At 45.6% G+C, this 12,545-nt stretch carries 12 protein-coding genes; 7 read left to right on the top strand and 5 right to left on the bottom strand.

The window, feature by feature from the left end:
* Nucleotides 1-461: 461 nt before the first annotated feature.
* Genes LFX25_RS19180 through LFX25_RS19165 form a run of 4 tightly spaced genes read left to right on the top strand, consistent with a single transcriptional unit; the run spans nt 462 to nt 4,275 of the window.
* Nucleotides 462-830 (top strand): hypothetical protein, encoded by a 369-nt coding sequence (locus tag LFX25_RS19180; RefSeq protein ID WP_238731857.1) that lies wholly within the window; start codon nt 462-464, stop codon nt 828-830.
* A 60-nt stretch (nt 831-890) separates the two neighbouring features.
* Entirely contained in the window at nt 891-1,994 is a 1,104-nt protein-coding gene (locus LFX25_RS19175; protein WP_238731856.1) for an MBL fold metallo-hydrolase, read from the top strand.
* A gap of 24 nt (nt 1,995-2,018) precedes the next feature.
* Complete coding sequence (locus tag LFX25_RS19170) at nt 2,019-2,825, top strand: SDR family NAD(P)-dependent oxidoreductase (protein WP_238731855.1); 807 nt, start codon at nt 2,019-2,021, stop codon at nt 2,823-2,825.
* A 58-nt stretch (nt 2,826-2,883) separates the two neighbouring features.
* The gene (locus tag LFX25_RS19165) at nt 2,884-4,275 is read left to right on the top strand and encodes an MFS transporter (protein WP_238731854.1); all 1,392 of its coding nucleotides are present in this window, start codon (nt 2,884-2,886) and stop codon (nt 4,273-4,275) included.
* A gap of 69 nt (nt 4,276-4,344) precedes the next feature.
* On the opposite strand, the gene LFX25_RS19160 is transcribed toward LFX25_RS19165, so the two are convergent.
* From LFX25_RS19160 to LFX25_RS19145, 4 genes are all read right to left on the bottom strand, one after another.
* Complete coding sequence (locus tag LFX25_RS19160; protein WP_238731853.1) at nt 4,345-5,241, bottom strand: tyrosine-type recombinase/integrase; 897 nt, start codon at nt 5,239-5,241, stop codon at nt 4,345-4,347.
* 116 nt (nt 5,242-5,357) lie between these two features.
* Nucleotides 5,358-5,897, bottom strand: a complete 540-nt coding sequence (locus LFX25_RS19155; protein WP_238731852.1) for a shikimate kinase — start codon at nt 5,895-5,897, stop codon at nt 5,358-5,360.
* Entirely contained in the window at nt 5,894-6,745 is an 852-nt protein-coding gene (locus tag LFX25_RS19150) for an HDOD domain-containing protein (RefSeq protein WP_238731851.1), read from the bottom strand. The genes LFX25_RS19155 and LFX25_RS19150 overlap by 4 nt, the downstream gene beginning before the upstream one ends.
* A gap of 6 nt (nt 6,746-6,751) precedes the next feature.
* Nucleotides 6,752-7,258, bottom strand: a complete 507-nt coding sequence (locus LFX25_RS19145; protein ID WP_135780092.1) for a chemotaxis protein CheD — start codon at nt 7,256-7,258, stop codon at nt 6,752-6,754.
* A gap of 192 nt (nt 7,259-7,450) precedes the next feature.
* Between LFX25_RS19145 and LFX25_RS19140 the strand changes: the two genes are divergently transcribed.
* From LFX25_RS19140 to LFX25_RS19130, 3 genes are read left to right on the top strand one after another with little or no spacing between them, the layout of a single operon-like run.
* Complete coding sequence (locus LFX25_RS19140) at nt 7,451-8,677, top strand: TraB/GumN family protein (protein WP_238731850.1); 1,227 nt, start codon at nt 7,451-7,453, stop codon at nt 8,675-8,677.
* The gene (locus tag LFX25_RS19135) at nt 8,674-10,800 is read left to right on the top strand and encodes a 7TM diverse intracellular signaling domain-containing protein (RefSeq protein WP_406600547.1); all 2,127 of its coding nucleotides are present in this window, start codon (nt 8,674-8,676) and stop codon (nt 10,798-10,800) included. Before LFX25_RS19140 ends, LFX25_RS19135 begins: the two co-directional genes overlap by 4 nt.
* A complete protein-coding gene (locus LFX25_RS19130) occupies nt 10,800-11,366 on the top strand; it encodes a CsgG/HfaB family protein (RefSeq protein ID WP_238731849.1) in 567 nt (188 codons plus the stop codon). Before LFX25_RS19135 ends, LFX25_RS19130 begins: the two co-directional genes overlap by 1 nt.
* 141 nt (nt 11,367-11,507) lie before the next feature.
* On the opposite strand, the gene LFX25_RS19125 is transcribed toward LFX25_RS19130, so the two are convergent.
* Nucleotides 11,508-12,506 carry a lipase family protein gene (locus tag LFX25_RS19125; protein ID WP_238731848.1) on the bottom strand — a complete coding sequence of 333 codons (999 nt, stop codon included), beginning with the start codon at nt 12,504-12,506 and terminating at the stop codon, nt 11,508-11,510.
* Nucleotides 12,507-12,545: the final 39 nt, after the last annotated feature.

Raw genomic sequence — 12,545 nt, 5'->3', positions numbered from 1 at the left:
GCGGATATTTTTCACGATAAAGTCTATCAAGGAATTCTTGACGATTCTAAATACAGTGAAACTTTGTAGCAAAAAATTCTTCAATTCGTTACGTTTGTTAATAATCAATCTTCACTTTGAAAAATATCTCGTTTGTGATATTCTATAGCCATAGAAATCACAAACGAAAGTAATGCAAGAGAAATTTAATTTAAAAACTGCGGCTCTTTTGTAAAAACCGAGATTTTTATTTTATAATTACCATTTAGCCGACTCTTGTCATTTGAGGAGACCCATTTGCAGATCCTATGTTTTTAGAAAGAAGTCTTCGTAGAACAGCTACTTTCGACAAACAATCGTTGCCAAAGTCCATTCTCCCCGGAAGATTGGACTGCCGTGAGCGGCACATTGCGCCCTCGGTCGCCTAGTCAGGCGGTTCTCGATCGGAGAACATACGACGATCAATAAGGAAACGCTGGTTTATGATTTCTTACACAGTCTATAAAATGGTTCACATCTTCGGAATTCTTCTCCTTTTTACCGCGCTCGGCGGGGTGACGCTTCACGTTCTCAACGGAGGAAATAAAGAATTCACCAATCGTAAAATCGTGGCAATCACGCACGGAATCGGAATGTTCTTCATCCTGTTAGGCGGATTCGGAATGCTTGCAAGGCTCGGAATTCTTTGGCCTTGGCCGGGTTGGGTGATCGCAAAGTTCGCGATCTGGCTCGCATACGGCGGACTTTTGACCGCGGTTTACAAAAAACCTTCTCTAGGAAAAGTGTTCTGGTTCGGCTTCCCGTTGCTCGGGCTCGTCGTTTCGTACATCGTTCTCTACAAACCGTTCTAAGATCGTTTGTATCGGCGAGGATTCGAATCTTATCATACTGATCAATCGAGGAAATTGAAGATGGCAAAGGCAACCGCAAACAAAACGACGTCCGCTTCCAAAACGAAAAAGGATTCTTCGATCAAGCCCATTCCGGACTTTGTCGGTTCCAGAGACCTTCCGCATCCTGTGGATCGCCTGGAAGACGTTCGAAAACGTTCCCGGAAATTTCGGGAGAAGATGTTATCCGGTTCGCAGGTTGTCTTTTACAGATCCTACGATCTCGTGCGGGTTCCATATCCGACGCGTTATGCGCTCTTGAACGCGTACAGCCTTCCGACTCCGTACATGCACATCCTCAATCGATTGTTCATCGTTCAATACAAAACTTCGGAAGGAATCAAAACGCTTTTGTTTTCTCCTTCCGACTTGGACGGGAATGCGGAAACCCCGTTCTTTAAACGGCTCGCAGAAAGTTTCGGTCCCTTTCAATCCATCGGCAAAAAGATCATCGCACCGATCTTAAACACGGTGGAAGAATGTCTCGAAGACGCGGGGATTTCTCCGGAAAAGGTGGATTATATTTCGTATGATCATCTTCATACGCAGGACATCCGCAAATGGCTCGGAGCAAACGGAGAAAAAGGATATTTCCCGAACGCGAAACTTCTTGTCATGAAACAGGAATGGGATTCCGTACAAGGACTTCTTCCTCCTCAATCGGATTGGTATTGTCCGAACGGAACGGGCGGAGTCGCGAGCGATCGTATCGTCGTTTTGGACGGAGACGTAGAACTCGGACAAGGGGTTGCGCTCATCCGAACTCCGGGTCATACCGCGGGAAATCATTCTTTGGTGGCTCATACTCCCGAAGGAATTTTCGTTTCGAGCGAAAACGGAGTGAGCGCGGACAGTTATTCTCCTTTGCATTCGAGAATTCCGGGCGTTCGTAAATACGCAAAGGCGACCGGAATGGAAGTGATTTTGAACGGAAACACTCTCGAAATCGGCTTGGAACAATATATCTCCATGGTTCAGGAAAAGGAAATGGCGGGAAAGTCCTCTCGGAATCCAAATTTCTACAACGTGATGCCTTCCTCGGAAATGACGAGCTATTGGCTTTTTCCCGGAACCGCGCCTACGTTCAGTTTCGGAAGACTTTCTTTCGGTTCTCCGGTCGTTTAATCTATAGTAAGGAAATAGAATATTATGATTTTAATGATTACCGGTTGTGTGGGCGGACTCGGAAAAGAGTTGGCGAAAGAGGCCTTTGCCGCTGGACATTCGATCTTGATCACGGACATCAATGAAAAAGAACTCAAAAAATTCGCTTCTCCTTGGAAAAACGAAAAGAACCGAGTCCTTGTTTCCAAACTCGACGTAACGTCGCCGAACGATTGGAAGAAGGTCATGGATCTCGCGTATAAAAAATGGGGGAAGATCGACGCGCTTTTAAACGTTGCCGGTTATCTTCTTCCCGGTTATATCTACGAGGTTCCTGCGGCTCATATCGATCGTCACATGGACATCAATGCAAAGGGCGTTATGTACGGAACAAGAGAGGCCGCGACAAGAATGGTGGCCTCGGGCGCCGGGCATATCGTAAACATCGCTTCTCTTGCGGGAGTCGCGCCTATCTCGGGAATCTCCTTGTATTCCACTTCCAAGTTTGCGGTCCGCGGATTTTCACTCGCGATCGCACAGGAACTAAAAGAAAAGAACGTATTCGTGACCGTTGTTTGCCCCGACGCGATCAAAACTCCGATGCTCGACCTGCAAAAGGATTACGAACAAGCTTCCATGACATTCTCCGGAGATAAGGTACTAACCGCGGAACAAGTGACCGGAATTATCCTCGGAAAAGTTCTGACCAAAAAGCCGCTGGAAGTTTTGATACCGGGAAGCAGAGGAATTCTTGCCAAGATCGGAAACGCTTTTCCTGCAACGGCGGGAATTCTCGGTCCGATGCTCAAACGCAAAGGTTTAAAGAAACAATCGACTTACGTCAAAGGATAGACTTTCGTTCGCAATTGCGATGATGCGCCCAAATTCAAAACCCATTCCCGTCCGAGTTATGGCGGGATATGCGACCGCCGAGATCGGAATCACAGCCGTTGAAGTTCTCGCTCAAATCTATTTACTCGAATTTTTCGTAACCGCGATCGGACTCAAACCCGCGTTAGCCGGCATCGCCCTGGCCGTAGCGGTTCTATGGGACGCGGTTTCCGATCCGCTGATGGGATATATCTCCGATCACAGTCGATCCAGATTCGGTAAACGGAGACCGTATATTTTGATCGGAGGGATTCTTTTAGGACTTTCCGTTTTTTTCATGTTTTCCCCTCCCGCATTGGATACGCAAACGGAGAAGTTTTTCTTTTTATTGGGAATCTATCTGCTCGTAAACACGTCGATGACGATTCTTGCTGTACCGCATATCGCTCTCGGCGGAGAAATGTCTTTCGAACCCCGAGAAAGAACAAGAATTTTCGGTTGGAGATTTTTCTTCAGCAACATCGGATTTATTCTCGTTCTGATTTTGCCTTCCGTTTATTCCGCCGTCTTCCCGACCTCGACTGAGACGGAAAGACTGTTGATCACGAGGAGCTATACCTCGATCACGATCGCCTGTATTTTGACGGCGACGGCGGTCCTGACGTTTATAGCGACGCGGGGAAGGGATCGGAACGACCCGATGCCGAATCAAAATTCGGTTTCGAAACGGAGAAGTCTTTCCTGGTCCCGTCAAATCACAAGCGTATTCAAAAATCGTTATTTTCTCCCGTTGTTACTCGCCTTTATCACCGCCACCTTCGGGAGGACGTTTAACTCTTCGATCGTAAATCTATATTACAAATATAGAATTCGTTTGACCGAAACGGAAATCGGTTTGGCGATCCTGCTTCCGTTCGTATTTTGTCTGATCCTTTCGATCCTGCTTTGGGTGTTTCTCGCGGGAAAGTTCGGGAAAAAAACTCCCGCGTTCTGGGGTGTGTTTCTCTTAGGATCGATGACTGTGGTCGTTTATCCTCTCTTCCCGGAAAGAGGGATTTTTCCGATCCTGTTCGCCGCCGTATTCGGAGGATTTTTTGCGGGTGCCGTATTGCTTTTCGATTCTCTCGTTGCGGACATCGTAGACTACGACGAACTCAAAACCGGAGAAAAACGGGAAGGTTGGTTTTTCGGTCTTTGGAAGATGGCCACAAAAATCGCAAGGGCGCTGGGACTCGGTCTCGGAGGGATTTTACTCGGCGCGATCGGATATCAAGAAGGATCGATCGAACAGATTCCGGAACTCGGATTTCGGCTTTCGATTCTATTCGGACCGGTTGTAGGAAGTTTTTTTCTTATCGGATCCTTTCTCTTTTTATTCATGCCTCTTACGAAAGAAAGACATGAACGGATCCAATCGCTTCTATTGAGAAAAAGGGCTTTGCAAACAATCGATCGATCGAATCGTTCGTAGGGGAACTCACTCTAATTTTTTTATTTGGAAACGGAGATTCGATTCATTCTTTTTTGAATCGTTATTTGCTCAGCCTGTTCTAAATTTCTTACGGATGTTTCGCAGAGCGTCCTGTCTCGATTTTTCCCGTACGGAAGCGCGAAGATTTTTCTTAACCGGAATATACGATTCGGTACTCGCCAAGGTTTTGTGACCGAGAAAATCCTTTACGTGATTCAGAGAAGAACCGTCCGCGATCAGATGCAAGGCTCGACTGTGTCTTAACGTAAAAACCGTGACCGGACTGGAAATCCCCGAACTTCTTCCGATTTCCGAAATGATTCGTTCCACGTTACGCGAAGTCGTATGCGATCCGGAAGTCTTTCCCGGAAACAGATAGGCGTTCGCTACGGTAAAAACTTCCTTCTCGTATTTTTTAATCAACATTCCTAGCTCCGCCGGAATCTCCACGGTTCTCGATTGGGAAAGAATCGGAGATTTGATCTGAATCGATCTTCGTTTTAAATCCAGATGCGTCCATCGAAGAGAGATCAATTCCCCCACACGAAGGCCTCCGAAATAAACCAAACCGCACATCAATTCGTGTTTCGCGTTGATAGATGCGGTTCTTAGAATATTCTGCATCTCTTTAAAAGTGATCGCGTTCGGATTATTGTATTCCCGCACGGGTCTTTGAAAATCGCGGAACAGATCCATCTTCATCACGTCTTCAAAGAACATTTTTAAGGAGCTGACGTTGATTTGAATCGTGGAGGAAGAGACCTTTCTCTTCCTTAAGTGATCCATATAACGGTTCAAGTCCTTGAGAGTGATCTTTTCCGCGGGCTTATCCGCAAAATGCAGAAAGTCTAAATTGTATTTTAGGTAAGTATAAGCCGTAGCTTTCTTGTAGTTTCTCTGCCGGATAATCTTGGTAAGTCTTTCGATCGAGTGTTTGTTCTTTTTTGGAACGTCCAATTCTGACATCTTTCTTCCCTGCTCATCCCGTTTTTAGGGCTCGTTAGTTGCCTTTATACGGTTTTATTATTGTTTTTCTAAAAGCTTTGAAAAAAGGGAACCAAATATTTCTAAAATGTGTCAATTCAATATTCGATTTTCTGCAGAATTCTGGAACAAACCTCTTCGACTTTCAAATCATCGATTTCTAAGTAATAGTCGGAAACGCTTTTGTAGTGGGGAAGCCGAGTTTCCAAAATGTTGCGGTAGGATGTAACGGCGCTTAAAGGAGGGCGGGTCGGATCGTTTTGAATCTTTTCCACGAGAGTTTCCGTGGATCGAGAAAGTCCGAAAACGACTGCAATCGATTTTAAAAGTTCAATTTTGCGGATGCTGAGGATTTCATTTCCTTTTGTATCCAAATCAAATAATATTCCGCCGCCACAATCCAGGATGATTCCGTTGGAAGTTTTTAATTTTTCTAATATTCGAAACTCTAAGTCCCGAAACGCTCTCCAGTCTCCATCATTCTTTTGAATGAAGTCGGGAATGGAAATTCCTCCGATTTCATACACGGCGATCATATCCGTGGAAACGACAGGCATCCCGGTCAGTTTGGAAAGTTTACGGGAGACTTTGGATTTTCCGACCCCCCTGGGGCCGATCAAAGCGAGGTTTTTTTTCAAGCCTGGATTAACTCACGGATATGTTTCTGTATTTCGGGAAGAACCGTATAATACATCTGCAAGTCAGAATCCGTAATTCCTAAAATCTGCAAAGCTTTATTGGAAATCGGATTCGACAATCCCGCGATGTCGATTCCGACACCGGCAGTAATGGTGATCGCATGAGCGACATGAATCACCGAAACCAATTCGGGAAATTCGGTTTCGTTTTCCGGCTTGCTGTAATGTTCCGCTACGTGAATCAATTCTTTCGGAAAATTCCATTTTGCTAACAGTTTCGCTCCGGCTTCTTCGTGGGAATATCCGAAATGTTTGCGTTCCAGTTCTTCAAAAGAAGAAGAATGAGCCTTTAATTCTTCCCTAAGATTTACGATCACCGCAGGGAAAAAATCCGCGAGAATCACCTTACCGATGTTATGCAGAAGTCCGCCGGTAAAAGCGAGATCGGAACCGACTTTGAGTTTCTTTTGTTCGCAGATTCGTTTGGAAAGTTCCGCAACGGTGAGAGAATGAATCCAGTTGTCATCCGCTTCGACCTGATATCCTTTCAGATCCTTCTTCATGATTCCTCTCGCGGCGGTAAGAAGAATGATGTCTTTTACCGTTTTGATTCCCAATGTCATCAGGGATTCCTGAACGGTTTTGATCGGTTTCGCGGCGCGATAGTATGCGGAGTTGGAAAGTTTGATCACTTCGGTCGTCAAACCAGGATCGTTCGAAATTTCTTTTGCGAGATCGGGAATCGCCACGTCCTGTTTTTGAACCATCTGCATCACTTTCGTGACCACGGATGAAATTCTCGGGAGCTGAGCGTCGTTTAAAAAGAGTTGGTCTATTTTTTCTTTCATCTTTTCTTACCTGACCTTGTAGAGGTACTTTTCAAACCCGCCCTTTTTTAAAAGGACACGGCCGTCGTCCAAATACAAGCTGATGGTTCTACCGTCGTTGCCTCCGACGTCTTCCACGATCAAAGGGATTTTATTTTGCTCTAAAATGGCTCTTGCGGTAAGAATGTTCTGTTCGCCGATGTTTTGCAGAAAGCTGGATTGAACTCCCTTGAACATCGAAGCTCCGCCGAATAAACGTACGGAATAATCGCCGGGATTACAACCCATCTCGCTCATCTTCTTAATCAAAAGTGGAATGGCGGTCTCTGCGTATTTATAAGGATTTTTCTGAGAGTCTTTTCCGCCCGGATCTTTGGAAAGCATGAAGTGCGCCATCGCTCCGATCTTTTTATCCGGAGCGTAAAAAACCACGCCGATACAGGAACCCAAAGTGGTTCTCAAAATTTCGGGAGATTGCGCCCCTTGCAGATCGGCGATGCCTACATTGACTACTTTCGTTCCTTTTGCCAACATTGTGTCCAGAATTCCCGGTGATAAATAGATCTAGTTCTCTAAGAAGTAACGAGACATTATTGGATCGTCTTCAATTCTTCAATACTTTTTTGAGACGTTCCGAAAGAAGAGAATCCCACTTCGGAAATCGATTTCAAAAAAGGGAGAATTTCATTTTACTCTCGGATCTCGGTTTCATACACTGCATTTGGAATGGCAAAATCATCACTCAAAGAAAAGACAAAACCCGAGCGTAAAAAAAACGTTCCCAGCTCGGAACCGATCGAAACGTTTAAACTCGGCAAGGTTCCCGTGACGATTCTCGGGACGGCGCATATCAGCCAAAAAAGCATCGACGAAGTACAAAGAATCATCCGGGAAGAAAAACCGGACACGGTCTGCGTAGAACTCTGCAACTCCAGAATGCGTTCCGTAAAGGACAGCGAACACTGGAAGAAACTGGATATATTCAAAGTTTTTAAAGAAAGAAAAATGTATCTTCTTCTTTCGAGTCTGATTCTTTCCGCGTTTCAAAAGAAACTCGGCAAGGGTTCCATCCGTCCCGGAGACGAGATGAGAATGGCGATTTCCGAAGGGGAGAAGATCGGCGCGAAGATCGTTCCGATCGACCGCGAAGTTTCCACGACTCTCAAACGCGCTTGGTGGAACATCGGGCTTTTCAATCGTATGTTTCTTCTTTCCGCGCTTTTGACTTCTCTCTTCGTAAAGGAAGATATTTCGGAAGAAAAAATCGAAGAGATGAAATCCGAAGACGTCCTCAAAGATCTGTTTTCTCAGCTTCCGAAACGTTACGAATCCATTAAGAACGTAATCATCGACGAACGCGATTCTTACTTGGCGCAAAGAATCCGCGACGCCGCCAAAGACGGGAAAAAGGTTTTTGCGGTCGTTGGCGCGGGGCATTTACAGGGAATCATGAACCACGTCCAGGACGAGAAGGAAATTGCACATCTCGACCATCTTCCTCAAAAAACCGCTTTGGATCGTTGGAAGGGGCTTTTGGTTCCCGGAATTTTTCTCGGTTTGATTCTAACCGTTTTTTATTTCGGAGGAAGACAACAAGGTCAGGAATTCGTTCTTCGTTGGATTTTAGTGAAAGGAGGCTTGGCCGCGTTAGGCGCTCTTATCTCGCTCGCCCATCCTCTTTCGATCGTTCTTGCGTTTTTAGCCGCTCCGATCGGAAACTTCAATCCCGTGATTAAACCGGGTTGGGTTGCGGCCTTATCCGAATCCTGGCTCCGCAAACCTTTGGTGGAAGACTTCGAAAGAATCGCGCAGGATTCCGAACACTGGAAAGGTTATTGGAAGAATAACGTGATCCGCATTTTTCTCGTGTTTATGCTTCCTCAGATCGGAAGCAGCATCGGAACCTTTATCGTCACCGCAGACTTATTCCGCGTCCTCAAGGGTCTTCTGTGATCTGCAAACTCCGGATCTTCAAAGTCTTTCTCGGATGGACTTTGTTTGTTTCCGGGGTTTTTTCCCTTCCCGCACAAACCTCCTCTTCCGAATTCGAACCGAGCGTAATCATGGAAGGCTTGGATCTTCAACCGTATCTCACGTATTACGAGGATCATTCGGGAAAACTTTCTCTTCCTGAAATTCAGAAAATCTTTCGATCCGGAAAATCCATTCCCTTGTTCAACAACAGCCTCGGTTATTCCGAAGCAGCGATTTGGATCCGTGTTCCCGTCGCCAATCGGGAGAAGGGCACACGAAACTGGGTTCTGGTTTTCACATACAGTTTGATCGATTCTCTTCAGTTGTATTCGGAACGAAACGGTTCTTTGCCATTGGTCATTTCCGGAGACGAACTTCCTTTTTCGTCCAGGCTCGCAGAACACCGGAATTTTCCGTTTCAACTCAGCGAACCTCCGCTTTCCAAAAACGACTATTACGTCCGCATCCAATCCAAGAGTTCGATCGTGGTTCCTTTGTTCGCGTATTCAAGAACCGAATTTCTGGAACAAACCGCCAAAGAGTATACGACCCTCGGTTTTTATTACGGAACGATGTTGGTCATGTTCGTATACAATCTCTTTCTTCTGTTGACTACTCGCGACAAAAGTTATCTCTTTTACAGTATATTCATTTTTTTTGATATTCTTTTCCAGTTGACCCTGAACGGTTTATCCTTTCAGTTTCTCTGGCCGAACAACCCCGAATGGGGGAACGTGAGCCTTCCGTTCTTTATGTTCTCCGCGTTTTTGGCGGCTTGTCTTTTCGGAAAATCCTTTTTGGAATCCTCGAAAATCACTCCGATCACGAACAAATTCTATTATCCGATCATGGGAATCTGCGCCTTCGGCTGCGTCGGCTCGCTTACGTTTTTCAGTTATACCTTCAGCGTGATTTCGAGCATTCTCGTATTGTTGATCGTTTTGATTCTGCTTTTGGTCAACAGTCTTCAGTGCGCCTGGAAGGGACATCGTCCCGCCCGATTCTTCTTAACTGCTTGGTCCGTTCTGATCCTAGGAAGTTTTTTATACGCGATGAAGGCGTTCGGAATTTTTCCGGATAATTTTTTCACGCAGTGGGGATTGCAGATCGGTTCCGCGATCGAAGTCGTGCTTCTTTCCTTAGGTCTCGCCGATCGGATCAAACAACTTTCGTTGAATCTGGAAACGCAGGCCGCCAATCTGAATCTGCTCAAACAAAGACACGAACAATCCGCGGTTCAATATAAAAATCTCTACGAAGGAGAAGAGGATTTTCTCTTCGATCTCGACGCGAACGGGATCATTACGGGAAGCAACAAATCCATTTCCACCTTCTTAGGGTTCAAGCCGCAGGACGTTCTCGGGAAAAATTTTCTCGAACTGATGTACAACACCGGCGGACTCGAAGACGCATTCAAAAAATTGTATGTGATGGAACGAATGGAAGAATTGTCTTCCAGCGGAAAACCTGTGTATTTCCGCGCGGACTTCCTGCAGAAATACCTCAAGGAACCGAAGGAATTGCAGGTTCGTCTTCAAATTCTCGAACACGAATCGGGAAGGGAGATTTTGGGACGGGCCTTTGAACCCGATCAGGATCTTATGGGAAGATTTTTGGACGAGGAACGAATCGTATTTTCCATGAACAACTATCTTCAAAACGCGGAGTTGTTGAGTCAAAGATTGACGTTCAATCTTGTGCGCTTTACGGACCCGACCGTGACCCTTTCGATCCGCACCAGTCTTCGGGAAATGCTCATCAACGCGATCGAACACGGAAATCTGAATATTTCGAACGAAGACAAGGCAAAGTCCTTGAAAAACGGAAATTACTTTCAGTTCATTCTTGCGCGTCAAAACGATCCGTATTATCGGGACAAAAAAATTCTCGTGGAATATTTTCTTTCCAGACAGAAAGTAGGTTACAGAATCACGGACGAAGGGAAGGGATTCAATCACGCGAGAATCGTCCGAAACGCTCTTGCAAAGACGGACGATAACACTCCCCTTCAAACAAGAGGAGTCGCCTACGCCCTTTCCACGTTCGACGTAGTTAAGTTCAATTCAACGGGAAACAGGGTGACCTTGGTCAAATACTTCTGATGAAACATTCTATTTTTATCATATTCCTAAGTTCGTTTTTGATCTTCGCTTGTGCGGGCAACGGAAGATCCGCGAGACACAACACGGCAAAACCGTTGAATACCGTTTTGGAAGAAACTTCTTCCGCTTTGAAAAAACAAATCCAAACCAACCGCGCGGCTTCTTTCCCTGATAAAAAGAACGCCCTCAAACTCGCGATCTTACCTTTATTAAACGAAAACGGAGCGCCGACCCTGCTCGGAAGCACGATTTCTTCTCAGCTTCTACCGCAGATGTCAGAGCCTGGAAAGCTGATTCTCGTGGAAAAATCGCAACTGGGCCGACTCATCGACGAGCAAAGTTTTCAAAAATCGGGGCTGGTGCTCTCGGACAAAAGTTTGGAAATCGGGAAGTTATCGGGAGTGGATCTTTTGCTTTTAGGAACGGTTCAGTTCAACGATCAGACGTTTTTGCTTCAGCTTCGCGTTGTATCCCTTCAATCGGGAGAAATCCTCGCCTTATCCGAAGCCGTTTTCGATTCGGACGATACTCTTTACAATCAATATCGAATGATCCGCGAACACTAACCGGTCGGTGAGATCGATTCCGACTCGATCAATGAAAACAATTGTAAAGCTTTCTTTTCCGCACTTTTTTAATTTTCTAATTTCTCGGATGCGTTCAAAACGACAATAAACTTGCTTTAATTTCCCTTCAGGAAATTTCGTCTAACGTTTCTTCTTTTTCGGTGCGGTTTTGGTTTTGGTTTTGTTCTTTGCCGCCGAAACGACTCGTTTCGTTTTAGCGGAGTTTGTCGGCTTGGAATCCTTCGACTTAGAAGTCGCCTTGGTCTTGTTAGACGACTTGGACGCCGGTTTTACGGTCGGCTTCCCTTTGGATTGCGAAACGTTTTTCGACTTCGCGGAAGAATTCTTCCCTTGCAAAGTCGGAGAAGAACTTTGTTTCTCTTTGAGTGAAGAAACCGTACGCGACGACGATAAAACGACCTTCTTTTTCGCCTCGTTCAAAACCGCGTTCTTTTCCGCCTCGATCGAAGCCGCGCTCGGATAATGAAAGACGAGATATTCCAAGATCGTTCGGATATTTTCCGCCTTTCGAACTTGATTGTAATTGCCCGGAATGTCAAACCACAGATCCCGTTCTTCTCCGTAAATGGAAGAAGAAGCCGGTAAAAAAATAAATTCCTTCAAAGGCGCAAGAGGATGAAAACGATCCATAAATAAAAACGTCTTAAACAATTCCTTCAAATACGGAGAACCGTATCGAAGACCCGTACCCGGAAGAATCGTAAACAAATGACTTCCACGGAACGGAGTTCCCAAAGTAATCAAACCTCGGATCTTTTGACGACTCCGATCGGGAAGGAGCAACGTCAAAAGACCGCCGGTGTTATGAGCGATCAAAACGGATTTGGGCGGAATCTGATCCATCTGCTTCGCAAGAATCTCGACCGCTTTTTTGGTGCTCCAGAAAAAAGGGGGAATTCTTAAAATTCTCGGTTGATAACCCTTCGCTTCCAGAGCGCGGCGCAGCTTGGAATAAAACAAAGCCCCCGAAAGATATCCGGTTACGATGTAGATATCCCCTCGTGCGAGATTCGGGTCCGTGCCGGTCGGAAACAACGAAGAGATTACAGAAACGATAAATTCTAAAATTTCCGAAAGGAAGTAGAAAAACGTTCTAAAAGCGGATCTGATTTTTTTCATGAGAATGGCTTGAAGTTATGGGGTGAAAAGACAAGACTG

It is taken from the genome of Leptospira sanjuanensis (assembly GCF_022267325.1).
GTDB lineage: Bacteria > Spirochaetota > Leptospiria > Leptospirales > Leptospiraceae > Leptospira > Leptospira sanjuanensis.
This window is presented reverse-complemented; position numbering and strand designations above follow the sequence as displayed.